Origin of the sequence: Halorussus salinisoli (assembly GCA_005239435.1) — an archaeon.
In the GTDB taxonomy this organism is placed as follows: Archaea; Halobacteriota; Halobacteria; order Halobacteriales; family Haladaptataceae; genus Halorussus; species Halorussus salinisoli.
In genome coordinates this window covers 174,885-199,535 of record SZNP01000011.1, presented here as the reverse complement: position 1 = coordinate 199,535, position 24,651 = coordinate 174,885, and the positions used below count along the sequence as shown (strand labels likewise).

Sequence of the window (24,651 nt, the reverse complement as noted above, 5' to 3'; positions counted from 1 at the left end):
CCCGGCGTTCGTCGACGTAATCGAGGGATGTTGCGGAATCCAGGGAGCAGCCGATGCAGTTAGCACCCAGTCAGAGCCAGCCGAGGAGGCAGAAGCCGAGACGGATGTCACGGCTGAGTCGGGGGAGAACGAGGGAGCCCGGTCAGAGGATTTGACCGGGCTTGAGTGCGAGTCGTTCTGGGCAGCGGCGTACGTCCTGACCGAACTCGCGGCCGACAATGGTGACCGAGTAGCTACCGCGCTGTCGTCCAGCGTTACGACATTGGAAACTCGCCTTTCGGATTCCGAGGCGCGCGTCCGCGCGGCCGCCGCAAGTCTCCTTTCCTATATCGCCGAGCACGACGCGGAATTAGTTTCGTCGGCTGTGCCCGACGTCGTCGACCTGTTAGACGACGACTACGAGTTCGTCCGGGCGAGCGCGGCGCTCGCGCTTGGTTACACGGGCGAGAATGCGGCGGTTGAGGCTCTAGAGGAGTGTGCGTCGTCGGATCCAAGTGCGGACGTGCGGTCGGCCGCTATCGAAGCGGTCGATATCGCCGAGGACTGCTGAGTCAGGCATCACGCACTCCGAGGGCGTTGGCTACACACGCTCGAGCCCAAGCCGGTTGAACTTCCAACCGGGCGCGTCCACGTCAGCGAAAGTGCTCACGAGTGCGTCCTGCAGCCGTCGATCGGCCTCGGTGCCGTCGCCGGCAAGGTCGTGTTGCTGTTTCGGATCGTCGCAAGTGTCGTACAGCATCTGTTCGTCTTGGCGGGCGTACGCCTGGGCGGAGATACACCAGACGGGAACGTCGGCGTAGGGGAGGAACTCGCCGGCGTCCACGTCCGAGCTCGGGTCGTGCGGCGTGAATCCGCCGCGGGACTCTCTGTTCTCCGCGGAGTAGGGTACACCGTCGTGTCAGGATCGCAAGGCCGGAAGTAGGTGTACCGGCCGTCGGTGATGTTCACGTTCGACCCCCAGTAGCCGTACAGCGCGTGCTCACGGTGGTCGTCGCTTTCTCGAGAAGCGGAGGTCGTTTTCCTTCGTCGGGGAAAGATATTTATCTACACTCAAATCACCATCTGACGATGCAGTTAGCTCCACCTCTCACCACGCCCCGGGAATACGCCAGTCCGATTCACCGAACTGCAGCAGGAATCACTCTGAGTATCGTTATTTCGACGGGACAAGTATCTGCAACGGGGCGCTCGCTAACGGAGGACAGATGACGGCACCACGTATCGGAGTCGTCGGGCTCGGGACGATGGGAAATGCACACGCCGAGCGTATCCAGGATGCCGGCGGTCGTGTCGTCGCGGGGACTGACATCAGTGCCGATGTCCGAGAATCGTTCGCCGAGACGTTCGACTGTTTCGCCTCCGACGATTTCGAGAAGATGTACGAGAGTGTCGATCTCGATGGAGTCGTCGTCACAATTCCCAATGCGCTTCACGAAGACGCAACCGTCAGTGCCCTCGAACGCGATATCAACGTCCTCGTCGAGAAGCCGCTGGCCCACTCGGTCACGTCAGCCGAGCGAATCGGGGCGGCGGCCGCCGCATCGGACGCATTCTGTACGGTCGGATTCGTGATGCGCTACCGTGCTTCTGTTCGGAAACTCCTGCAACGCGTCAGGTCCGGAACGTTCGGGGAGGTTCACCACGTCGAGGCTCAATACATCAGGCAAGACGGCGTCCCTGCCAACAGTTGGTTCACCGACCCCGACCTCGCGGGTGGCGGTGCCTTGGTCGACATCGGGATTCACATCCTCGACGTGGCGATGGCCTGCCTCGAGTACCCGCCCATTGAGGGCGTTTTCTGCCGGACACGAAACGAGTGCGTCGACATGAATGTCGAGGATTCGGCGTCTGGCCTGGTTCGGTTCGCCGGAGACGCTACCGCGTCCTTCGAGGTCGCGTGGGCCACTAATCGGAGTCCAGAGTGTTCAATCACCGTCCGCGGCACCAACGGTAGTGCGTACTTGAATCTCGCCGAGAGCGAACTGACCGTGATCGATAGCCCAGATGGCGAATCCGAACCCGTTCCCACACCGGATGAGGACTGGTTAGCACCTGAAGACGAAGCCTTCGTCTCGGCACTCACGGACGGAACGGCACCTCCTGTCGGTGATGTCGAACACGCACTCGACGTTCAGCGACTCCTTGCCGCGAGTTACGAGTCCAACGAGTCCGGTGACGTCGTTCGACCCAACTAAAGGAAATCGAATCGCCCGTCCGACCACCGCTATCTGTGTTCTCGTCGGCCATCACTCATCACGGAGGGCAACCAACGTTACGGCACTACCCATCCGAATCCTCGTCTGTCACCTCGGGAATCGTGAGGTCTGCAACGACCGCCGAGTGGTCGGACGCTAGTGACTCCACCCGTCTGGTCGTACAGCAGGTGATTTCCGGGGAATAGAAGACGTAGTCGATACGTCTATCGGGAAGCGAAACGCGGTGAGTACTGCTTCCGTCGATTGGTTCGACGTACGGTGTTGGGAACGTACGCACGTCGTCGGAACCAGTCTGTGCGAACGCGTCGTCGAACTGCTCGGTGATGGCGTCGATCGTGGGACTCGCCGGTGTCGCATTGAAGTCACCGACGACAACCTGTCGAGTTGGTTCCTCAACGGTCGCGAGCAGTTCCTTGACCTGTCGTTCCCGGGCAGTTTGGGTCGTCGCGAGGTGTGTGGTGCAAAACCGTAGCGGCGGGACATCGTCACCGACGTCGAGTGTCGTTTCGAGCAGTACTCGGGGTTCGACCTCGGGGTCGCTGTCGAGTGAAACGACGTTGGCGTCGTCGATACTGAATTCGCTGAGTACCCCGATGCCATACTGCTTTGGGTGTCCGCCTGACGCTTGCGTCGCATCGTGTTCGATCGCCGGACCGAACTCGGCCTCCATCTCGAGGTCCTCGCTCAGCCGTGCTAGTTGGTCGGTGTAGTTCGACGACGAACGGAAGTGACGATCGACTTCCTGTAGCCCGACGACATCGGGGTCGAGTCTGGCAATCAAGTCTCCGGTCCGGTCGAGGTCGAGATGTCCATCAACACCAATGCCGTTGTGGATATTGTACGAAAGAGCACGAATCTCCATCATTGTCACGTCAACACATCCCGAACCCTTAAACCCGGGGGACTAGACGAGGAAGAGACCCGATTCCAGGAACGAATTCCTGACCGCCACCACGGATTTCCGACGGATTCAGTCCGCCAGATGCCGAAGTCTAATGGGAGAACTGGTCGGCTGAACGGCGACCCGTTGACGCTGCGACCGAGATAATCGACGGTGTCGGCACCATCCTCTACGGCCACACTACCGACCGATACTCTGGCCCGTCCAGGTCCGTGTGTACCGACGTGATCTGGACGAGCGAGCAGAATGTCGGCTATTAGGATGCGTCTGAACGGGGAAGTGCGTAGGAAACCCGAACCCAGTCCGGGTTCAGTCGTCATACAAAATGTTTATTGTGAAACTCTGATTCGTGTCGGATGGATATGCCAGAAGGTGACATAGCAGAGCTCGAAGCACGGCTTGAAGAGCAGGACGAGTTCGAGCCACCACAAGAGTTCGTCTTGCAGGCAAACGTCTCGGACGGCTCTATCTATGATGAGTTTGAGGAGGAGTGGCCCGCGTGCTGGGAGCAGGCCGCGGACCTGCTCGACTGGGACGAGGAGTACGACACGGTACTGGACGACTCGAACCCGCCGTTCTACGAGTGGTTCACCGGCGGGAAATTGAACGCCTCGGCGAACTGCCTCGACCGCCACCTCGACGAGCGCGGCGACGAGGCCGCAATCGAGTGGGTCGGCGAGCCGACCGACGAGGAGTTGGGCGACACCTCGACGTTGCGGAATCCCGATGTAGTCGAAAAGATCCAACAAGGGGTTAGCTGAGGATTTGGGACACTCGCCCGTACGGAAGAGCTGGGCTAGAGGTGTTAGAATCTCCAGCCGTGTTATCACGGTAGAGTGGTAGCGTATGGTTGAATCCAGCTTGGCTCTCGAGTGGAGGTTTCCTTCTTTATTCCGCATAACTTATACGCTGAGCGTCAGAAGTATCGGTATTAATGGCGGAAGAGAATCCCGACATCTACGAGAGACTGGATGTACCGAAGGTAGTCAACGCGGCTGGAACGAAGACTCGAATTGGCGGTAGTCTGATCCGGGAGGAGGCGGTCGAAGCAATGGTCGAAGCTGCTGGGTCGTTCGTTCGCCTTTCCGATCTGCAAGCGCGAGCAGGAGAACTCATCAGTGATGTCACTGGGGCCGAAGCCGGCTATGTAACCCCCGGGGCAAGCGCAGGACTCATGCTCGGAACCGCTGCATGTATCGCGGGTGATGACGTGGAAGTGATGAGTCGTCTCCCAGATACCGAAGGCGTCCCTGACGAAGTTGTCATGCCAAGGACTCACCGAACCGGATACGACCACGCGATTCGCGGTGCTGGAGCGGAAATCGTCGACGTTGGCACCAACGATTATCACCTTGGGACGGGAGCCGAAAACGTCGAACCGTGGGAGATCGAACGAGCAATATCTGAAGACACCGCTGCCGTCGGTTACGTTCAGAAACCCTACACGTCTCCTCCACTCGACCGAGTCGTCGAGATTAGTCACGCTCACGACGTTCCAGTTATCGTGGACGCAGCGGCGGAGCTACCGCCTACTGAAAACCTATCACGATTTGTCGAGATGGGCGTTGACCTCATCGTCTTCAGCGGTGGGAAGGCAGTTCGGGGGCCACAAACGACCGGTGTCCTTGCAGGACGCCAGGATCTGATTCAGTCTGCTGCAATTCAGCATCTCGACATGCATGCTGCAGGGCCAGCATGGAGTCCACCGGCGGAGTTAGTCGATACTGACCGCTTCGACGGTGTGCCTCGTCAGGGCATCGGCCGGCCTATGAAGGTCGGCAAGGAGGAGTTAGCCGGCTTGATTCGGGCGCTGGAGTGTTTCTGTGAGGAGGACGAGGAGGCACTCTGTAGGGAGTGGCGGGCTCGCGCCGAACAGATGGCAGACGGGTTGGCCGGCAGTGACGTGCTTGAGACTTCGATTTCCGGTGGAGACAAAACGGCAGTGGCACCGGAAGTCGTCGTTACCGTCGACGAAGAGCGGGCGTCAACGACGACCGCCGGTCTCGTCGATGACCTCCGGCAGGAGAATCCGCGGGTTTTCGTCGGGGCGGACGGTCTTCACGAGTGCAAGTTCACGCTCAATCCGATGTGTCTAACTGACGACGAGGCAAACTACGTAGTTGACCGGATTTTGGCTTCCGTGAACGCGTAGGAGCAGTGCCGGTCTGACGTGCAGACCGACGACGCCGACTATCGCTGGAGTCTACGACGATGCGATGACTTCGATTTCGACGCCGATATCGATGGGAAGGTCGGCGACTTCGACCGCGCTCCGAGCGGGATACGGATCCGACATGTACTCAGAGTAAACCGAGTTGATTCGGTCGTAGTTGTCCATGTCAGTGACGAATATAGTGGCCTTCACCACGTCATCTAGCGAGCAGTCGGCAGCACGAAGAACACTGTCGATGTTCTCCAGCGTTTGGGCCGTCTGTTTATCGATGTCGTCGCTCACGACATCACCAGTTTCCGGATGAACTGGACCCTGACCCGAGACGTAGATTTTCTCGCCGTCGCGAATTGCTTGGGAGAACGGGCCGATACTCTCGGGTGCGTCATTAGTACGGATTTCATCCATATCTCAGTAGCTCTCGACTACCGATAAAAATATTCTGGTCGTCGATGCTATTCTGCGGTCGTTCTGCCGATCAGTGCACTCCAAAGGTCGGGGAGTGACTCCCATTCGAGGAACTCCGCTGGGGCCCAGTGAGGAGCACAATCGGTGGTCAACGCAAACGCGCTGCCGTCACCGTAGTCTCCGACGACGAGAAATGGATCGTCTCGGATTGTCGCCCAAACCTCCGCGTCTGACTCCGCTTTGACACGATTGTAACCGAGAACCGGGGGCCATTCCTCGGAGAGATCCACGGGGGCTTCCTGCTTTCGTGGGACGGCACCGGACGGTGTTTCGACCCGGTCGTCAGTCTGTGCAATTTCCACGGGGAGTACATCAGCAACTGGTGTTGTACCATATCGTGCTTGCCCACCTTTTCCGGCGAAGCTCATGTAACCGCCAATCATGCCGAGTGCGCCTCCATTTCGGACGTACGTCTCTAAGAGTTCACATCGGTCGACATCAGTCCGACCGTCAGCGACCTGTGGTGTTATCTGTAAGGTATCAGCGCCGATATCGCTCAACAGGACTAGATCGTAGTCCTCGATGTCTTCGAGGTGTCGAGGAAAATTCTGGTTAGCCACGCGACACGGTTGGTGAGTTACTGTACAGCCGGCCGTTTCGAGAGCAGCGATGAGGTGGTCTGCAGGTTCACCATACTCACTATCCCAGAGAACGTTCCGTCCCTTGACTTCGAACGTGAGAGTATACCACGACTCGCCGGCGAGCAGCACTTCGACCATGAGACACCATTATTGGGACCTAACTTGTAGTTTTATACTAGCGGTGGCATTGGTTGCGAACTCGTAGCAATTTGCGGCCCCTATGAGTGTTTTCTATTACCAAACAATCGGACATAATCGTGTTTCGTAGGCATCGCGCTGTAATGCAGGTGACCCTGCCGAACGAGAAACCTGTTCGCTGCAAAATGAACAGTTGGTTTGGTATTGCCAAACATATTTATGGTATCTTTGCATTAACCCAAGTATGAACGGCGCAAGGAATCCAGTGAAAGCGGTCCAAAACGGGATAACTATTCTTGAGAAACTCCGGGAGTTAGACGGCGCTAGAGTAACGACGCTCGAACAGAATCTCAATCTCACGAAGGGGACGATTCACAGCCACCTCGCAACGTTCGAGGAGACGGGGTTCGTCGTCAAAGAGGGAGATCAGTATCAGTTAGGCCTCCAGTTCCTCGATCTCGCACGGCAGGCACAGAACCGCTATCAGGTACTTGATATAGTAGAGGACGAGGTTGATCGCCTCGCCATGGAGAGCGGTGAGATGGCGCTCTTCACAGTCGAGGAGAACGGCCAAGGAATCTGTCTCTACAAAGCTGAAGGCGAAGACGCCGTTCAAACGGAAGTGTACGTAGGCTATCGAAACGAACTGTATCACACAGCTGTTGGAAAAGCAATCCTGGCTTTTCTGCCGGAAGAACGACGAAAGTCCATCATCGAACAAAAGACGCTCGAACCGATTACGGAGAACACGATAACCGACAAGGCGCGTCTCGCCGAGGAGATGTCCGAAATCCGCGAGCAGGGGTTTGCGTACAACCACGAGGAGACTATTCAAGGACTAGCCGGCATCGGTGCCCCGGTCAAGGATCAGCAAGGCAAAGTCTTTGGGGCGATTAGCGTAATAGGACCGACGAGTAGGATGGATGAGCAGCGATTGGAAGACGAGCTCCCCGAGCTGCTTGCACAGACGGTGAACGTAATAGAAATTAACGCGACATCGATTCGTCAATAGCATCGCTCGCTATTGTTTCGGTGTTTCAAGAGGCTGTTTGAGTCACCGTTTGGCAAGAGAAAACAAGGGACGATGGCTATCATTACAGGGATAGATATGTAATAGCCGATTTCGAGTTGAAAGGGACAGAAGATCTTGGAGTCGTAGGCGAAGACAGGAGGGCTACGAGAACACAAAGGTCTTTACGAAAGCATACGAAGAGAGGAGCAATGACCGAACCAGTTGAGAGTTCATCAGGGCCACCAGAAACAAACAGTAAAGTTGGACGTGTGATGAGAAAGTACGATCTAACAGGGTTTGGCGACGAGTTAGAAGTCCGTTGGAAGGGCGAAGAGGGCGAACGACAGAGTCTCAGACAGCTCGCAGCGTACTTTAACCGAGAGGTCCTCAGGACAGCAATGGAGGAGGAACGTCTGCCCGTAACGGATGACGAAGTCAGACACGTGTATAGGATACTGACCGACTCTGAGGTCAGTAGCGGATCGCGAGTACAAAAGCAACAAGAACTCGAGCGTAACGGCATTGATGTTGAGGAACTCGAATCCGACTTCGTCTCACATCAGGCGGTTCATACATACCTCAAGAAATACCGCGGTGCAGAGTACGAGACAGACTCGGACCAGAGTCAAATCGAGAAGGACAGAGAAGCGCTGCAGCGGTTGCAGTCTCGCACCGGAGCAGTAACAGAGTACACGGTTGAACGATTGCGGGATACCGACAGAGTATCAGTTGGTTCATTCGACGTATTTGTCGAAGTGCGAATCCATTGTAACGATTGCGGGACTGAACTTGCGGTCGGTGACCTGTTGCAGGGAGAGAGCTGTAACTGCAATATAGATTAGTCGTTGTAATCGAACGGCTGGCAGTGGCAGCAAGGATAAGAAATAAATTGCTGGCTTGCGGAACGATTGTATGACCATTTCACAAGACGTCAAAGATACCGTCCAGATAACGGCTGAAAACATTGGTGGTATTGATAACACGGAGGTGTCGTTGACGCCCGGAGTAAACGTTCTCACTGGCAGGAACGCAACGAATCGAACGTCCTTCCTGCAATCGATCATGGCCGTGTTGGGGAGCGATGCGGTTACACTCAAAGGAGACGCCGAAGAGGGCCACGCCGAACTGGAAATCGACGACGAGACCTACAGTCGAACGTTGGCTCGAAACGACAACGGCGTCAAGTTCTCCGGGGAACCGTATCTCGACGACCCCGAACTCGCCGAACTGTTCGCCTTTCTACTCGAGACCAACGAGGCACGCCGGACGGTCGCGCGGCAGGGAGACCTGCGAGAGGTGATAATGCGGCCCGTCGACACTGAGGAGATTAACGCAGAAATCGCGGCGGCCGAGGAGGAAAAACGGCAGGTCACTCGAGAAATCGAACAGTTGGACGAGGTAAAAACCGAACTCACCAGCCTCGAACAGCAACGGATAGAGCTCGAACAAGATATCGACGACAAAGAGGACGAGTTAGCGGACAAACGAGCGGACCTCGCGGAGGTCGAAGACGGTTCCAATGTGGAAGAGCAGCAGGATGAACTGGATGATGTGTTCGACGAACTGCAAGCAGCACGGAGCGAACTGGATGACGTAGAGTTCCGCCTCGAAACGCAGCGTAAAAGTCTCGACGCCCTCCTGAACGATAAATCCGAACTCGAAACCGCTCTCGAAGAACTTCCAGAACCGACTGACGAAAAAGTGTCTGAGCTCGAAACGGAGAGAGATCGATTGCACGATCACAAGGCATCGTTGGACTCAACGATGACAGAGCTCCAGCGCGTAATCCAGTTTAACGAGCAGATGGTCGATGGAGCAAACAAGGAAATCGGCGAGGCATTCGAGACCGGAGGCGACGAGACGGCGATTACGGATCAGTTGGTGGAGGAGACAGTGACCTGTTGGACGTGTGGGAGCGAAGTCACTCGAGACGCCATCGATGATACCATCGACCAACTCAGGGACCTTCGACAGGAGAAGGTCGAGGAACGCAGGCGTATCAAAAGCGAACTCGAGGAGGTCGAAACGGAGAAGCGTCAACTCGAAGAACAACAGCGTGAGCGAGAGCAGGCAGTGCAACAGTTAGACCAAACCGAAGACGAAATCGAGGAGCGTGAAGACACCATTGAAGACCTCGAGGGACGGCAAGAAGAGATCAAAGAGGAGATTAGCAGGCTGGAGGACCGTGTTGAGGAACTGGAACAGCAGGACCAGTCCCAAGTGTTCACCCTCCAGAAGGAAGTCAATCAGCTGGAATTCGAACTTGAGTCACTTCAGGATGAACTGGAAGAGACCGAAGGAGAGATCGAGTCACTCCAGGCCCAACTCGACCGCGAGGACGACCTCGAACAGCAACGAGAGCAAATCCAAGAGCGGTTGACGGAACTTCGGACCAAAATCGAGCAGCTCGAAGCACAGGCCGTCGAAGCGTTCAACGATCACATGCAGACGGTGCTCGACATTCTGGAATACGAAAACATCGACCGGATTTGGATCGAACGAACCGAAGAGACCGTTCGTGAGGGACGAAAGAAGGTTTCCAAAAGCACATTTGCACTGCACGTCATCCGGAAGACGGAGGACGGTGCTTCGTACGAAGACACGATCAACCATCTCAGTGAGAGCGAGCGAGAGGTCACGGGGCTCGTATTCGCCCTCGCTGGGTTCCTCGTCCATGACGTCTACGAAACCGTCCCGTTCATGCTGCTTGACTCACTGGAAGCAGTTGACTCCGAGCGGATTGCGCGGCTTGTAGACTATCTCCACGAGTACGCGCCGTATCTCGTTGTCGCGCTGCTTCCGGAGGACGCATCTGCACTCGACGAGACGTATCGCCGTATTACTGAAATCTGACTGCTGCTAGCCCTCTATAAGGTGAAAGGGTTTCTTCGAGTGTTCGAACGAGGAAACATGGTCTCGTTGTTTCCGCTTCTAATGAGAACCGAGGGAACAGGTGTCGAAGTGGCGGTGACTTTGTTGGAAGCCGTAGCTGGCAAATTTCTTATTATAAAGATATAAAAGTAACTAGTTAATACCCAATGTAACCGAATCACAATTAAACCCGTCGGCCAAACCGGCCCTGACTGTATCTTCTCACAGCACATCGGCAGTCGGTCCGAGATATCGCTGTGTCGCTTCCAACTCAGGCGGTCGGCCACCGAGAAATTCGCTGATATGTCTGCGGTTTCGAGACGGCAAGTTAGCCCCTGCAGAGTTGATCGTCACGACCCAGACCTCGACGCAGACAGTTGCGATGTCGGAGTAATCAGAGAGTGTTCGGTGAGATGTGTTCGGTCGAAGGTGAGCGGAGAGTTCACCGTAGGGCCTGTACGAACACGTCTCGATACTGTTTTACTAGCGAGGTTACAGGTACGACACTGGTTCCTACTCGGGAGAGACAGTTCTGACGGTTCTAGTTGAAAGCGCTGTATCACTGACTTGACTAACCAACAATCACGGATTCGGAAACAACCATTAGTTAGCTAGTCGTCGGGGACACCCCTCGTTGCCGCTGTAAAAACGGCGGAGACGGAGCGAGTTCAGGAAAAACACGGTTGACGGGAGTTATCTTCTCTATATTATAATTACAACTATTGTAATTAAATTTATATTTTGGGTTGTGTTACTGCTCATTGATGAGGACGCAATAGTCATAGCGACCTTTGGTCGCGAAGGGGACCGCTACAGTGACCATACAAGCAGATACTTTCTACAGCACTCCTGTCCGCCCGCGTTTTCCATTCGGGATTGACTCGAACTCTCCTGGTGGTGCCCGTTTACAGCGGCAACAAGGGGTGTGTCTTCGGTCTTCCCTCCGGAAATTGCCCTCGGTGTGAGGAATGAATCGGCTGTTTACAGCGGAATTGTGGGGTCTTATAGCGGCAACGAGGGTGGAAGAACCATGCGTAGGCCGGACTCTTGTGGTGTCGAAAGTGCGACCACCGGTACAACTTCGCTGAACTTGTCGACCGAGACGTATGTCCGTGGGAGTGAGGAAGCCTCGAAGCCACGACGCGAACTGGCGTGAGGGAGGAGCTCTAGTCAGTGCCGACCGGTTGCAGTTCAGTGCCGTCGCTGTAGTCCCGTGGATGGGTCGCGAGTCGGTCGACGAGTCGCTGCCGCAACCTGTCACAGACGTTGACGTGGTCAGGGTCGTCCGTGAGGTCGGTCTCCTCGCCGGGATCCGCACGGAGGTCGAACAGCAACTCGTCACCGGTGACGGGGTTCCAGATGTACTTGTACTGGTCGCCGACGAGGTATTGCGTAGCGTTCTCCTCGTGATATATTGGGCCGTGTTCGCCGTGATAGTAGTCCCGCCAGTCGGCGGCGTCGCCGTTGAACAGCGGTGTGAGGCTGTGTCCCTCAACGGTATCGAAGCTATCTATGTCGACCATGTCGAGGAAAGTGGGCATGAGGTCCTCGAGACCGACCGGCGCATCGACGATGCGGCCACGGTCCGCCGACCACCCGTCGGGGAATCGGACAACAAGTGGAATCCTCGCCGACCCCTCGTAGGCGTAGGTCTTCCGCCAGAGGAGGTGGTCGCCCAGCATCTCACCGTGGTCGCTGGTGAACACGACGATAGTATCCTTGAGCTCTCCCATCTGACGGAGCTTCGTCAGAAGCCGCTTTAGCTGGTGGTCGATGTGGGTGACCGACCCGTAGTAGCCTGCCCTCGCCCGGTGGATCGTTGTCGGCGATAGGTCAGCACACCACGCGTCCGTCTCGGGATAGTCGGGCGCGTGTTCCCGGTACAACTCTTCCGACCATTCGCCCATGTACGGCTCCGGGAGGTCACGGTCGATGTACATATCCCAGTACGCCTGTGGCGGGTCGAACGGTTGGTGTGGCCTGACGTAGGACACGTAGTGGAAGAACGGTCGCGTTGGGTCGCGCTTCTCGAAGAACTCCAGCGCTCGATTGGTCGTCCAGTTCGTCGGATGTTCGTGTTCGTCGAGATGGGATGGCCGCGGATCCCACGAGTTCCGGCCGGTTCCGTGCGAGATTTCGTCGTACTCCCCGCCGCTTCGCCGTTCGAGCCATTCCGAGTAATCGTCGTCGTTGCCGGATAGGCCGGCGTGGAGCTTCATCTGTTCGAAGCCGAAATGATTGCGCGGCGGGAGCGAATGGGTTTTGCCTGTCAGGCGTGTCTGGTAGCCCACGTCGCGCAGTGCACCTGGAAGCGTGTACTCGAAATCCCAGTCAGCGGTTGTCCAGTTCGTACAGCCGTTTGTAGCCGGGGTCTGACCGGTCCAGAGGCAGCGACGGGCTGGAATCGACGACGGTGCTGGAGAGTATGCCCGTGAAAACAGAACACCTTCTCCCACAAGCTGGTCGATGTTGGGCGTGTGGACGAGGGAGTACCCGTCGTCGTCCGTAGGGCACTCCGGATCCGCGCCGATTGTGTCCCCACGATGCTGGTCGGTCATCACAAAGAGGATGTTGGGTCGACGGCTCATGGTCCGGCAATGTCGAGACCGGATGAAAAAGCTATGGTATCGAGACTCTGATACGCGACCGACTTCCTCCTGACTGCAGGCGATATCGTGCGCGAAAACGACAAGGGAGCCGTTCGAGAAGATTACGTGGAAGAGGCTTTGGAGCGTGTCGAGAAGGAAGAAATCAAGGAAGGAATTTCGGACTTGAACGACCACGAGCGATATATTCTGTCTGTCCGCTTAACGCTCGCGGTCGAAGACGAAACATCAGTTCAGTTACGAGAAATTTACTCCCAGTACCATCAGGTCTGGTCGCTGACCGCTGGCTTCGTGACCACCTTGATGAACTCGGCGCACTCGGTATTTTATCTGTTACTGAAAAATGAAGACTTAGATGGAAGGTAGTACCGAGAGAACAATTTCCAGCAGGACCTCGGCTTGTTTGTGACAGCATTAGAGAAAACACTGGTGAGTCAGAGTCGCTGACTTCAATTCGAGAAATAAAGCAGCCGCTTCAGGCTCCCAAATTATGGCCTATATTGTAAAAGGTTTCCTGTCAGACGGCTATAGATTGGGCTTCTACAGTCAATTATGGTCAGTTGACCGATACTATTCGACACCGGACTATCCGAGTATACTGGAGTTTGTTAGAGTTATCACTCATTGAGTGACACAATAGTCTCCGGAGTGGTCAAACTGATTCGACCGAGACGGTCCTGAATCACCTCCGAGTCATCGCCTCGCCATACGGCGAAGTAGAACGCTGATTCGCTCGGGTCAAGGCCGAAACACCGACCGATGAAGTACGCGGCGGCTTCCGCTTCGATCTCCATATCGTTCGGCAGATAGAGGCCGGATCTACGTACGAGGACACGATAAATCACTTGAGCTAAATTAAATGGGATGTGATGGGTGTATCTTTTGCCTTGGCTGGCTACCTCGTTCACGAGGTCTACGGGACACTTCCGTTTGTCCGTCTTGACTTACTCGAAGCAATCGACTCAAAACGAATCGCAAAGCTCGTCGAGTATCTCCAAGAACACGTGGACTATTCCGTAGTGGCACCACTCCACGAGGACATAGCCGCTCTCGATTCGACCTATCGACGGCTCTCCATATTCAATATATTTGGATATCAAAATAGAGTTACAAGCGTAACAAGTTCGAGGACACTGATTGTGAGAAAGCTAGTAAGCACGAGAAGAACCGGCTTTATCCCTGTCGAGCGGAGTTCCCCGATTCGGATTTCGAGACCGAGACCAGCAAACGCGAGCATGAATGCCCAACTCGAGGCGTGCTCGAGTGATGTTACGTGGTGCTGGTCGAGAAATCCAAGGTTTGCGAAAAGCATCACGGCGAGAAATCCGAGGACGAATTTAGGGAACGTTCGCCAAAGATACCGTGGTCCTCCAGGAGAAGCGTTGTCGCTGCCTCTATTTTTCAGATACCGAGCATAATACGTCGCATAGCCAATAGCGGTGATACCAATTAATGCGTTGCGAGTAAGTTTCACGAGGAGTGCCCACTCACCGGCAGCATTCGAGAACGCGAATCCCGCCGCCGTGACGGGACCCGTGCTGAACATCGTGAGGCCAGCCCAGATCCCGAAAACGATATCAGAGAGTCCGAGTGCCTTCCCAATTACGGGATACGTTAGGAGAGTCATAGCGTCGAACAAGAGAACGGTTCCGGCAGCATACGCGATCTGGCTCTCGTCAGGGTCGATACTCCCCGCGATTGCGACGACAGCAGACACGCCACAGATACTAGACCCTGCAGCTAACAGTGACCCGGTCTTCTGCGGGACATCGAATAGCGTACGTGCGAGCAATTCAACGAGAAGGACTGTCGACAGCACGGTCATAGCGACGAGAATAAGTATGGTGGGTCCTGCAGTAACGACGCGACCAAGGTTGACACTCGCACCCATGACGACGATGCCGACCTCTAACCAGAGCTTGTGCGTTTTGACACCTGACTTTGCCCACTCAGGAGTCCCGTACCAGTTGCCTAGAAGTGCCCCGAGGAAGATTGCAACGATGAGGTAGTTGGTCAACGGGACGTACGACGCGACGATTCGAGCAGTAACTCCGATAGTAAACAGTACGCCGATTCCCGGAAGAATCGAGGAGTGCCCCGAGAGTTTCTCAGTTACCATGGAATCGTCACTCCTCCAAGTACTAGCCCAACTACGACTAAGCCGCAGATAACTGCCTTCCAGTCGCGGGGGAGTTGTACCCACCGTCGTTGGAGGATGACGGGACTGTTCCGCCAAGCGAATCCGGTCTGCTGGAGAGACGTGGTATCACCATCATGGAAATCCTCGTCTGTCATGGCTGGTAGGGTATTCCAGGGACAAGTGCCATCCCCTCAAGGTCAGTAGTGTTTAGACACATCGCCTGTACAGTACTTCCGAAGGCGACCTTGCGGTTTTTATGGGGTTCGGTCTGCGGAGTTCTTGTATCTATGACTGTTCTAGTCTTCCGAGCCAGTTCGGTCATGATTTGCAGGAATTCTTCCATCGATGATTTCTATCTGGTGATTTCAGCTCTGATGCGATTCTAGTTAGCGAATTGGACCGTATGGTGTCTCTGTCGCTGTTGGAGGGTTTTCTAGGTTTTTGACGCTCAATTTAGCACTCTTGCAGGGTCGTTATGTGTGCCACGAGTACTTGGACTGTTTACATGGAGGACTATAATTGTATGCATAGTCTTTCCTATTAACCAACACAATTGTAGGTGTAGATATATTCGTTGGATATTAGTCACTATATTTCTCGCGGTCAAAGTACCGATACTGATTTGAAGCTTCTCTATAATATCCAAGTATGGCTGACGCAGATGGAAAGCCGAAATGGTGGGTGGAGAACCAGAGATTACGTGAGGAGATGGAGCTTCCAGCGTATCGCCCACCGATGTTTGCCGATGGTGTCTTTACGCATGAAGTTGTCCCGCAACTTGAAGCAGAGTTTGAGGCCAAACTTCGGTTTATGGGTTTTGACTCACGATATCCCGATGACTTCGTCATTGTTGCTGACGGAGACCATCTGTTTGAGGTTGGCCGTCACCGAGACGGGAACGGAAACACGGTCTACGAACTAACGGCTCAAGAGTTTGAAGAGCAGGTGCGCGCCGAGCTAGGTCCAGTTGATCAGAATACCGAATAATCGAACTAATCTCTGTGGCATTGCAATAGTTGGTAACGACTGCCATTCGATCATAGTGAACAGTGGCCAGTACCTATCGGAGTCATTATTTAGAGGAGTTAGGAAGTTTTGCAGAATTTGATGGCCTGACACTGGGTTAAGTGGAGGGGACAGCAAGACGTTCGTCAGTAATCATTAACATTGCGTTCAACAATGGTAAATGGAAATAAGGACAGTCACCTATAGTTCGGCGTACCCCTGTTACACTTCTAGAGCTGTAACGGCAGGATAGTCGGATGTCGAATTTCCAGTCTTGGTTTACCTAAAAATCAGGCGCTAATGCCCCGTCCTCAAGGAGCAACGCAGGGAGCGACCCGCGTCAGCGGTGAGCGAGTAGGGTGGGGAGGAAGTCACTCCGACTGCATATCTAGTTCTATTTCATTAATGACTCCGAGCAGTTTATGGCGAATTTCTTCCTCGTTCCCTTGCTCTTTGATTCGGTACGTGGGGCCGGAGATACTGAGTGCCCCGAGGACCTGGTTATCGTTCTCTATCACCGCTCCAATGGCCCACAATCCTTCTATGTGTTCCTCCCGATTTATTGCGTACCCTCGCTCACGGATTGCTGCGAGTTCGTCAAAGAGCTTCTCGCTCGTATCGAGGGTGTTAGGTGTCAGCGGTGGAAGTCCCCACTGGTCAATGATTCTCTCTACTCGTTCCTCCGGTAGCGATGCGAGAATTGCTTTACCGGCTGCACCCGTATGTAGGTGGCGTGGTTTCCCAATTCGACTGGCTGTTTGGACGCCGTGACTTCCATGCGCTCGATAGACGTAGATGCCCCTGCCGTGTTCTTCGATCATCAACTGAGTCCGCTCGTTCGTCTCCTGCGCGAGGCGTTCCATCTTCGGTTTGACCTTGCTGAAGAACGAGTGGCGCTCCCGTGCTTTGGTTCCGAGGTTCAAAAAAAGCAGACCCGCATAGTAGGTGTCTCCAGTTTTGACGATGTATCCGCGTTCACGGAGCGTAGTGAGGTGACTGTGAATCGTGCTCTTCGGGAGATCAAGCTCGGTCGAGAGCTCAGCGATAGACGCACCGTTCAACTGCTGTAAGCGTTCAACGATGTCGAACGCTTTCTGCACCGATTTGATCGTTTTCGACGGTTCCTCGGGAGGTATGTCCATACTGAGGCCAAATGCAGCCGGCTAAATAAAGTTTACCGATGGGGAACGCAATCGGCCCCATTCCCGTTCGAGAGACCATACTTTCAGTGGGAAAGTTCTTAACATAGGGAGTGGACAATCAGATGTCTCGCATCAATTACGAAACCCATGAATATCGATAAAGCAACACTCCATCGGCTTCGCGTTCCAATGAAGGATTCGTACCGCGCTGCTGTTCATGATTTCTCGGTAATGGATGCCGTCTTGGTTATCCTCGAAACCGCGGACGGTACTCGAGGCATCGGGACCGCAGACCCCTCACCGGGATACTCGCGACAGACGTCCCAAGAAATCTGGGACGCATTGTCCGACGTCATCCTTCCACGATTCCTTGAGGTCCAACCCGAGACGCCATGTGAAGGGGCAGCAGTGCTCGAATCCGTACAGGGTCACGAAAACGCTAGATGTGCCGTGGAGATGGCGTTCCTCGACCTCTGTGGCCACGTCAACGACAAATCTGTTGCATCCTTCTTCGGCGGAACTTCACGAAAAAGAGAACGACTCAATGCGTGGATTGGGGTCGATACACCACAATCCATGGCCGAAAACGCCAGGGTTTGGCGTGACAGAGGATTTGCCTCCCTCAAACTCAAACTGGACGGTAACCCCGAGCGTGATATTGAGCGCGTCCGTACTGTGGTGGGCGCAGTTGGTTCACAGATGCAAGTCCGTGCTGACGTCAACGGTGCCTACGATTCCAAGACGGCGATCGATGTCGCACGAGAGCTTGAGGATACTGAACTCGTGCATCTCGAACAACCTGTTCCGCAAGATGATCTCGACGGCCTCGAAGCAGTCACGAAATCCACATCGACGACGATCATGGCTGACGAGTGTCTCCTGACACTAGACCACGTGCGCAAAGTGCTCGACCGAGGTGCTGCAGACCGGCTCAAACTAAAACCCCTTCGACTTGGCGGGTTATTGCAGGCAAACGACGCGCTTGAGATGGCAGCAGATGCCGGTATCGACTGCGTCGTCGGACATGGATTTGGTCTCACGCCGGCGACGAGTGCGGAACTGCTTCTGACGACGTCTCACGAGAACGTCTTCCGACCTGTCGAGAGCGTCGGTCTCCTGAAGATGGCGGACCAACCGTTCGAGTCCACATACTCATACAGCGATGGGATGGTTCAGCTCGCCGAGGCACCCGGCCTTGGCGTCTCTGTCTCAGACAACCATTTATCCGAGTTTAGTGAGACTCGTCTGACGATACCCTGAGTAGAGTACACTAGGGGTAAAATTTATAAGTTCAGTCACAGTCATAACACAACACATGGCAACCGAGCCAGCAAACCAGCAGACACTAGAAGAGACGACTATCGTCGATACTGACATACACCTGTCAGTTTCGCCGGCAGAGGTCGCAGAGTACGTCGACGAACCATATCGGAGTCACATGTCAAACACCGGGTACTCTCCACTCCCGTCGAGTGGCTGGGACCGGAACCTGCGGGGAAAGATCGATCATTACACCGTCGAAAGCCCGGAGGACGTACAGTCGACGCTTTGTGAAGATTTCCACATCGATTATCCGATTTTGAACGCAACGTCGAAGCTGCCACGCCTCCCGCAAACGGACCTCGCCGTCAACCTGATGCCGGCGTACAACGACCTGTTGATCGACAAGTACCTCGACGAGCACGACCACTTCCGGGGTTTGGCGTCACTCGCCACGCAGGAACCGGATAAGGCCGCAGAAGAACTCGACCGTCTCGGTGACGAGAAACAGATCGTCGGCGCGTACATCGCGACGACAGGGCCGAATCCGCCACTAGGTGACCCGGAATACGACATCATCTACAAGGCGGCTCAAGACAACGATCTCCACATCGCCTATCACGGAAGCGGTGGTGCGTTTATGTTCGAGTTCCCGCGGCAGAACCAGGCGTTCGAGAAGTTTATTGAGGTCCACACGATGGCCCACACCTGGAGTCAGATGATGACGCTCAGCAGTCTCATCGTGAATGGTGTCCCGGAAAAGTTCCCAGACGTGAACTTCACGTTCCTCGAAGCCGGTATCGGATGGATTCCGATGATGATGTTCCGGCTTAACAAGGAGTACTCGATCCGGCGGAGTGAAGCACCGCTTCTCACGAAGAGTCCTGAAGAGTACATTCGGGAGTTCTACTTCGCAAGTCAACCCATCGGGGAGGCAAACAACCCTGAACACATGCAACAACTCATCGAGATGGTCGGCGCAGACTCCCTCTCGTTCGCAACCGACTATCCGCATTGGGACTTCGACCACCCCGACGCACTGGACAAGCATCTCCGAGAGCAGTTCACGAAAGAAGAACGGGAGAAGGTCCTGTATAAGAACGCCGCAGACGCATTTGGAATGGACATATGAGCGACCACGTCATCGTTGCAGAGGAAGAGTTAGCCGATGGTGAACGAGTCGTAGTGCAGATCGAAGGCCGCGAGATCTGCGTGTTCAACATCGACGACGAGTTCTTCGCCTACGCGAATTGGTGCGCTCATCAGGCCGGGCCCGCGTGTGAGGGCAACATTACAGGAACGACTACGGCCTGCTTCGACGAGGAGTCACTGGAGGTCGAACTTGCCTACGAAAAGGATGACCAGATACTGAATTGTCCGTGGCACGGCTGGGAATACGACGTGACGACTGGAGAGTGTCTCTCTAGACAGAAGGTACAACTCCCGCAGTATCCCGTCAAAGTCGAAGACGGTAACGTTGTCGTTTCGCTCTGACCGCCGATCCGTGTACAGACGCCAAGGTTCGACCTCACGACTACTTATTTAGTTCGCTGATAGCAGAGGACGACGAAGCAACTCAATAGTACACCCCCTAGAGCCATCATCGCCACTCCGAAGCCAACTCTGTCAGATAGCAGACCAAATAGTGCCGGGGCGATACTCCCCACGACCGTCATGATGGTCCGGATGATACCCAGTCCACCACCACCGATCGTATCCGGTAGAAGTACGGTGAAATAGGAGTCTCGAACAGGGCGGAGGCCATGGAAGCCGACACCGACAACGCCGACCGCAATGGCGATGACGATGCCCCCAGTACCAACTACCAGGATAGCAATTCCACCGAGGACTACTACGACAAGCCCCAACATCAGCGTCGAGTACGCGACGTTGTCGCTTAATCGGCCAGTAACAATCTGCGTGAGGCTGGCCCCAAAGAACAGGCTATAGATGAGACTAGCGGTCTCCGGCGTAAGGTCCTTTGCGTGAGTGAGGTACAGCGGTAAGAACGCTGAGAGAGCGTTCCATGCAAACGCGAGCAGGGATGCTGCAATGACAAACAGCAGCAGACGTGAGTCGAAAAGGAGTTGTCGGTACGATGCCTTCGTCGGAGACTCTAGTCCGGCGTCGTGTTCTTCGTCAGGCGGCGGCCGAGACCGGGAGACGTATCCGCCGTGGATTGTGAAGCTGAGGGAACTGCCCACGATAGCCGTCGCGACGAATAACAGGCTCCAAGGAAGTGTGGATGTTTGAAGCGCAACGACAACCAACGGTGCAGCGACACCGCCAAACTGACCGACAGTGTCCATGAGACCGAGTGCGAATCCACGATGTTGTGCGTACTCTTCTGAGAGGAGATTTATTGCGACCGTCTTATGCATGCCGGAACCAATGCCAATCACGGATGCGGCGACCGCTAAGAGGGTGAACGTGGGTGAAACTGAGAACCCGACTGCACCGACCGACAGCAGGAATGTTCCCAGCGAGATGATAGGCAGGTTTCCAAAACGGTCGGAAAGCACGCCAGATGGGAATTGGGTGACCGCGTATGTGCCCATCAGCACAGAGAACAGGAATCCTACTTCTGTATTGGAGATACTGAAATCTGCTTGGAACGTCGCAAATAGCGGAGGAAATGCCTGCCGGACGAAGAGGATGAGAAACCAGATGGTCGAGACGACGGCGAGGAGTCCAAACTCCGAGATGGCTCGTTTTAGCGAATAGCCGCCAATCATGTTACTGACAGCACATACCTTCTTCTTCTTTTCTGTAGCAAATTGAACGCGTCGTGTTAGCTCTTCAATCACCGACTGACTTAAGATTTGTCACAGCCTGCTCCGTTTGCCTCTTAATTTGGCCAACTATCTCGATTAAGTCCTCCTTCGCCCCCTTATTATAAATATTCTAATATAAGGTGTTCGGTGGGATGCGGTGGTATTATATAGCCCCCGAACATGTACCGTAATGACACGGGAAGTGTACACAAATGCCATCTAAAAGGCGAAAATTCATCAAAGCGGCTAGTGTAGCTGGTATTAGCGGACTTGCGGGCTGTACGAACAATATCCTCGGAGGCAGTGCCTCGGGATCGACTGGCTACGCCGTCGACCCTGTCCGTTTCATTGTCCCGTTCGGTCCAGGCGGTGGTGTCGACCGGAGTACGAGACAAATCCAGTCTTACTTCGAAGAAAATCTCGGAGTTAAAATTAAACCCGAATACAAGTCCGGTGCTGGTACGCAAATTGGCACCCAAGCAGTCTTGAACGCGAAGCCAGACGTTGGAACCATCGGTGCTGCGTCAATACCAGCGTTCAACTTCACAATGATTGTCGGCGGTGCCAAGTACAGCCTTGACGACTTCGCGTGGATTGGTAACCTGCTACGCGACCCTGGTCTGATTCGAAAACACAGGGAGGACGATCGGTTTGATAACATTCAGGAGGTCGTGAAGTACGCAAAGGAGAATCCCGGCGAACTGAAGGTATCGACGTCTGGCCCGTACAATCAGAACGTCCTCGGTTTAGCGCTTCTCGAAAAGGTGACCGGTGCGAAGTTCAACATCGTTCCGTACGATGGCGGGAGTGCATCGCGAGGAGCACTAGTTAAGGAGGAAGTAGACCTAGTGCACGCTAACGTATTCAACAGCCTCGGCACATCCGACTCGACGGAAGTTCTCGCAGTCCACGCCAAGGAGAACGAATGGAGCAAACTTACTGATGATGCACCGACATTCAGTGATGCGCTTGGCTTCGACCAGTCCAAAGTTCCGCCAACCGCGCCGCAGGTTCGGTACGCGTGGTTCACACAGGCAAAGGCCGCCGAGGATTATCCAGACCGAATTAAGGCACTCCGCAGCGCGTTCAAAGATGCGATCCAGTCCGAAGAGTACGTGCAGTCCCTAAAGGAGAAGAACCCGCCGATTGATTCGCAGGTCTACTACAAGAATGCAGAAAAGACGGGAGCCATGAACAAGGAGAAACACTCACAACTCAAAGATTATATCTCACTGATGGAAGATGCAGTCAACAAATAAAATGACACAGAGCGCATCAGTAGAGAATGAGGGCCAAAACGTGGAGCAGGATGCTTCGGGAGTCAAATCACTGCAACCCCTCCACCAATTAGGGGTGCAACTGATTTTTCCTCTCGGAGTTCTCCTCTTCGCTGCGCTGTACGTACAAAACACGTACGGGCGTCTCAAACTGGAGGATCTCTTCTATCCATACACCATCATCATCTCGCTCGCTGGCCTCGTTGCCTTGGTCGTGTTTTACGAAGTGCGAGCATTCGTGGACGACGAGCGAGGGGACGGAAAGCAAATGCAAACGGGCAAGCCAGAGGAGCGAAAATCACTCGTATCGGTGATTTACCGATCACAGAGGCCGCTCATCGTGGCAGTCTCATCTGTGGCCTACCTCGTCCTGATTGGCATCATCGGTTTCTTCCCGGCGTCGGCCGTCACACTCGTTGGACTCATGCGTGCTACTGGGGTCGAGAGTTGGCGTCGGATCGCTATCGTCACTGGCTTACTCTTGGCTGGAATCTGGGTCATGTTCGTTCAGGTGCTCGGATTGCAAGTGCCACAAGGAATTCTTGGGGTGTAGCGCGACATGGTCGTCGAAAATCTCCTCACTGGTCTGGATATCCTGCTCACTCCAACGAACATCCTCCTCATCGCCATCGCGGTCGTGGTCGGTACGGTCGCCGGTTCGATACCGGGGTTCACTGGGACGAACACGGTTGCAATCGCGCTTCCGTTCACGATTCCCATGCGACCGGAATCTGCAGTTATCTTCATGGCTGCGATCTATGTTGGCGCGGAGTACGGCGGAGCGATTCCGGCCGCACTCATTAACACCCCCGGGACAGCGGGCGCGACCGCGACCGTCCTTGATGCGTATCCGATGAGCCAGCAAGGGAAGGCAGGCCAAGCACTCGGTATCTCGATCCTTTCGAGCGCACTAGGTGGGTTTGCATCTGCACTTATCCTCCTGTTCCTGCTGGGGCCGATCAGCAAAATCTCGTACATGTTCGGACAGCCGGAGTTCTTCGTTCTCGCGATCTTTGGTATCTCGATGCTTGCTTCGATCGTCGGTGATAACCCTATAAAAGGACTCGTCGCAGGGCTGTTCGGCATGCTGTTTGCCGCGATGACTGTGGACCCGATCACCGGTCAGAAACGCCTCTCGTTCGGGTTTCCGGAACTGTATTCGGACGTTCCGTTCATCCCGATTATTGTCGGTCTGTTCGCAATATCCGAGCTCTTTTATCTCATCACCGAAGAGCGCGTGAGCGAAACAGAGTTCGACGTCTCGTCGTACCAGACGATCCTTGATGGGTTCTCTGAAGTACTCCGTCGCCCGTGGCAGGTAGTCCGGGCGATGGTCATCGGAATGACGATCGGTACGATTCCCGGTGCTGGTACATCGCTTGCAAACTTCGTGAGTTGGGCGCGGGCGAAGAGTTCGTCGAAGAATCCCGAAGCGTTCGGAAATGGAACGCCGGAGGGCGTTATCGCATCAGAAACGTCGAATAACGCGGTGACGTCGGGGTCGCTCATCCCCACGCTCGTTCTCGGTATACCCGGCAGTGGCACGACAGCCGTAATCCTCGGAGCGTTGTTGCTTCACGGTGTCCGGCCTGGCCCCGGACTTATGCGCGACTTTAGCGGCGAAGCGATGGCGATTATGCTCTCACTCCTCGTCGCGAACATCGTGCTAGTGGTGTTTGCGTTTAGCGTTTCGAAGTACATCATCCGCGTCGTTCTGCTCCCGACGAAGATAATCGTGCCATCGATTCTCGTCCTCACGGTCGTCGGGGCCTTTGCACTTCACTACTCCATGTTCGACGCCTGGTTCATGATCCTCTTCGGGTTCATCGGCTATTTAATGCGCGAGACGGGATACCCGATTATCCCACTCGTGCTAGGAGTCATCCTCGGCCCGATGGCCGAACAGGGGTTCCGCCGGAGTCTCGAATTGAGCCAGGGCGACCCGGCAATCCTGTTCACGTCGAGCATCATCACCGTCGTCCTATGGGCGTTCACTGTCCTCGTGTTTGTCGGTCGACCGCTCGTCTCTCAAGTCCGGGGGCGGATAGATGGTATGTAGCATGACTTAAGCTGTCTTTCGATTACAGTCA

The 24,651-nt window shown here is 54.9% G+C and carries 22 protein-coding genes and 1 pseudogene; 15 read left to right on the top strand and 8 right to left on the bottom strand.

Annotation, left to right across the window (positions count from 1 at the left end):
- On the top strand, window positions 1–550 hold a 550-nt coding region (locus E2484_RS24340; RefSeq protein WP_170977493.1), incomplete at its 5' end, for a HEAT repeat domain-containing protein.
- Window positions 551–580: 30 nt separating this feature from the next.
- On the opposite strand, the gene E2484_RS24335 is transcribed toward E2484_RS24340, so the two are convergent.
- A complete protein-coding gene (locus E2484_RS24335; RefSeq protein WP_137287784.1) occupies window positions 581–823 on the bottom strand; it encodes a hypothetical protein in 243 nt (80 codons plus the stop codon).
- Between the two features lie 382 nt (window positions 824–1,205).
- Between E2484_RS24335 and E2484_RS24330 the strand changes: the two genes are divergently transcribed.
- Entirely contained in the window at window positions 1,206–2,195 is a 990-nt protein-coding gene (locus tag E2484_RS24330) for a Gfo/Idh/MocA family protein (RefSeq protein ID WP_137287783.1), read from the top strand.
- An 85-nt stretch (window positions 2,196–2,280) separates the two neighbouring features.
- On the opposite strand, the gene E2484_RS24325 is transcribed toward E2484_RS24330, so the two are convergent.
- Window positions 2,281–3,081, bottom strand: coding sequence for an endonuclease/exonuclease/phosphatase family protein (locus tag E2484_RS24325; RefSeq protein ID WP_137287782.1), 801 nt, complete (start codon window positions 3,079–3,081; stop codon window positions 2,281–2,283).
- Between the two features lie 398 nt (window positions 3,082–3,479).
- Here E2484_RS24325 and E2484_RS24320 point away from each other — a divergent pair.
- Window positions 3,480–3,812: pseudogene (locus tag E2484_RS24320) on the top strand (acetyl-coenzyme A synthetase N-terminal domain-containing protein); the annotation flags it as partial.
- Window positions 3,813–4,051: 239 nt separating this feature from the next.
- The gene (locus tag E2484_RS24315) at window positions 4,052–5,269 is read left to right on the top strand and encodes an aminotransferase class V-fold PLP-dependent enzyme (protein WP_137287781.1); all 1,218 of its coding nucleotides are present in this window, start codon (window positions 4,052–4,054) and stop codon (window positions 5,267–5,269) included.
- Between the two features lie 51 nt (window positions 5,270–5,320).
- Here the strand turns inward: E2484_RS24315 and E2484_RS24310 are convergent, their stop codons facing one another.
- Both E2484_RS24310 and E2484_RS24305 read right to left on the bottom strand, forming a co-directional pair.
- Window positions 5,321–5,695: a Rid family detoxifying hydrolase gene (locus E2484_RS24310; protein ID WP_137287780.1), complete on the bottom strand. Its 375-nt coding sequence runs from the start codon at window positions 5,693–5,695 to the stop codon at window positions 5,321–5,323.
- Window positions 5,696–5,742: 47 nt separating this feature from the next.
- On the bottom strand, window positions 5,743–6,474 hold the full coding sequence (locus E2484_RS24305) for a glutamine amidotransferase (protein ID WP_137287779.1): 732 nt from the start codon (window positions 6,472–6,474) through the stop codon (window positions 5,743–5,745).
- Between the two features lie 244 nt (window positions 6,475–6,718).
- On the opposite strand from E2484_RS24305, the gene E2484_RS24300 reads away from it, so the two are divergent.
- The 3 genes from E2484_RS24300 to E2484_RS24290 all read left to right on the top strand — a co-directional run bounded on the left by E2484_RS24300 (window position 6,719) and on the right by E2484_RS24290 (window position 10,339).
- Window positions 6,719–7,486, top strand: a complete 768-nt coding sequence (locus tag E2484_RS24300) for an IclR family transcriptional regulator (RefSeq protein WP_137287778.1) — start codon at window positions 6,719–6,721, stop codon at window positions 7,484–7,486.
- 209 nt (window positions 7,487–7,695) lie between these two features.
- Window positions 7,696–8,328, top strand: coding sequence for a rod-determining factor RdfA (gene rdfA, locus E2484_RS24295; RefSeq protein WP_137287777.1), 633 nt, complete (start codon window positions 7,696–7,698; stop codon window positions 8,326–8,328).
- 70 nt (window positions 8,329–8,398) lie between these two features.
- Window positions 8,399–10,339 (top strand): archaea-specific SMC-related protein, encoded by a 1,941-nt coding sequence (locus E2484_RS24290; protein ID WP_137287776.1) that lies wholly within the window; start codon window positions 8,399–8,401, stop codon window positions 10,337–10,339.
- Between the two features lie 1,184 nt (window positions 10,340–11,523).
- Here E2484_RS24290 and E2484_RS24285 read toward each other — a convergent pair.
- The gene (locus tag E2484_RS24285; RefSeq protein WP_321113138.1) at window positions 11,524–12,945 is read right to left on the bottom strand and encodes an arylsulfatase; all 1,422 of its coding nucleotides are present in this window, start codon (window positions 12,943–12,945) and stop codon (window positions 11,524–11,526) included.
- An 87-nt stretch (window positions 12,946–13,032) separates the two neighbouring features.
- Here E2484_RS24285 and E2484_RS25330 point away from each other — a divergent pair, with 87 nt between their 5' ends.
- Window positions 13,033–13,329, top strand: a complete 297-nt coding sequence (locus E2484_RS25330; RefSeq protein WP_170977491.1) for a hypothetical protein — start codon at window positions 13,033–13,035, stop codon at window positions 13,327–13,329.
- 730 nt (window positions 13,330–14,059) lie between these two features.
- On the opposite strand, the gene E2484_RS24275 is transcribed toward E2484_RS25330, so the two are convergent.
- A complete protein-coding gene (locus E2484_RS24275; RefSeq protein WP_137287774.1) occupies window positions 14,060–15,082 on the bottom strand; it encodes a YeiH family protein in 1,023 nt (340 codons plus the stop codon).
- Window positions 15,083–15,751: 669 nt separating this feature from the next.
- Here E2484_RS24275 and E2484_RS24270 point away from each other — a divergent pair.
- Window positions 15,752–16,090 carry a hypothetical protein gene (locus E2484_RS24270; protein WP_137287773.1) on the top strand — a complete coding sequence of 113 codons (339 nt, stop codon included), beginning with the start codon at window positions 15,752–15,754 and terminating at the stop codon, window positions 16,088–16,090.
- Between the two features lie 389 nt (window positions 16,091–16,479).
- Here E2484_RS24270 and E2484_RS24265 read toward each other — a convergent pair whose 3' ends face one another.
- Window positions 16,480–17,250, bottom strand: coding sequence for an IclR family transcriptional regulator (locus E2484_RS24265; RefSeq protein WP_137287772.1), 771 nt, complete (start codon window positions 17,248–17,250; stop codon window positions 16,480–16,482).
- 189 nt (window positions 17,251–17,439) lie between these two features.
- Between E2484_RS24265 and E2484_RS24260 the strand changes: the two genes are divergently transcribed.
- The 3 genes from E2484_RS24260 to E2484_RS24250 are packed head-to-tail and all read left to right on the top strand — an operon-like array spanning window position 17,440 to window position 20,004.
- Window positions 17,440–18,510, top strand: a complete 1,071-nt coding sequence (locus tag E2484_RS24260; protein WP_170977490.1) for a mandelate racemase/muconate lactonizing enzyme family protein — start codon at window positions 17,440–17,442, stop codon at window positions 18,508–18,510.
- Between the two features lie 55 nt (window positions 18,511–18,565).
- Window positions 18,566–19,642 (top strand): amidohydrolase family protein, encoded by a 1,077-nt coding sequence (locus E2484_RS24255; RefSeq protein ID WP_321113131.1) that lies wholly within the window; start codon window positions 18,566–18,568, stop codon window positions 19,640–19,642.
- On the top strand, window positions 19,639–20,004 hold the full coding sequence (locus E2484_RS24250; protein ID WP_137287770.1) for a Rieske (2Fe-2S) protein: 366 nt from the start codon (window positions 19,639–19,641) through the stop codon (window positions 20,002–20,004). The genes E2484_RS24255 and E2484_RS24250 overlap by 4 nt, the downstream gene beginning before the upstream one ends.
- A gap of 44 nt (window positions 20,005–20,048) precedes the next feature.
- Here E2484_RS24250 and E2484_RS24245 read toward each other — a convergent pair whose 3' ends face one another.
- On the bottom strand, window positions 20,049–21,317 hold the full coding sequence (locus tag E2484_RS24245; RefSeq protein ID WP_137287769.1) for an MFS transporter: 1,269 nt from the start codon (window positions 21,315–21,317) through the stop codon (window positions 20,049–20,051).
- 179 nt (window positions 21,318–21,496) lie between these two features.
- Between E2484_RS24245 and E2484_RS24240 the strand changes: the two genes are divergently transcribed.
- Genes E2484_RS24240 through E2484_RS24230 form a run of 3 tightly spaced genes read left to right on the top strand, consistent with a single transcriptional unit; the run spans window position 21,497 to window position 24,620 of the window.
- Window positions 21,497–22,543, top strand: a complete 1,047-nt coding sequence (locus E2484_RS24240; RefSeq protein ID WP_137287768.1) for a Bug family tripartite tricarboxylate transporter substrate binding protein — start codon at window positions 21,497–21,499, stop codon at window positions 22,541–22,543.
- Between the two features lies 1 nt (window position 22,544).
- The gene (locus E2484_RS24235; RefSeq protein WP_170977489.1) at window positions 22,545–23,114 is read left to right on the top strand and encodes a tripartite tricarboxylate transporter TctB family protein; all 570 of its coding nucleotides are present in this window, start codon (window positions 22,545–22,547) and stop codon (window positions 23,112–23,114) included.
- A gap of 6 nt (window positions 23,115–23,120) precedes the next feature.
- Window positions 23,121–24,620, top strand: a complete 1,500-nt coding sequence (locus tag E2484_RS24230; protein ID WP_137287766.1) for a tripartite tricarboxylate transporter permease — start codon at window positions 23,121–23,123, stop codon at window positions 24,618–24,620.
- Window positions 24,621–24,651 lie beyond the last annotated feature (31 nt).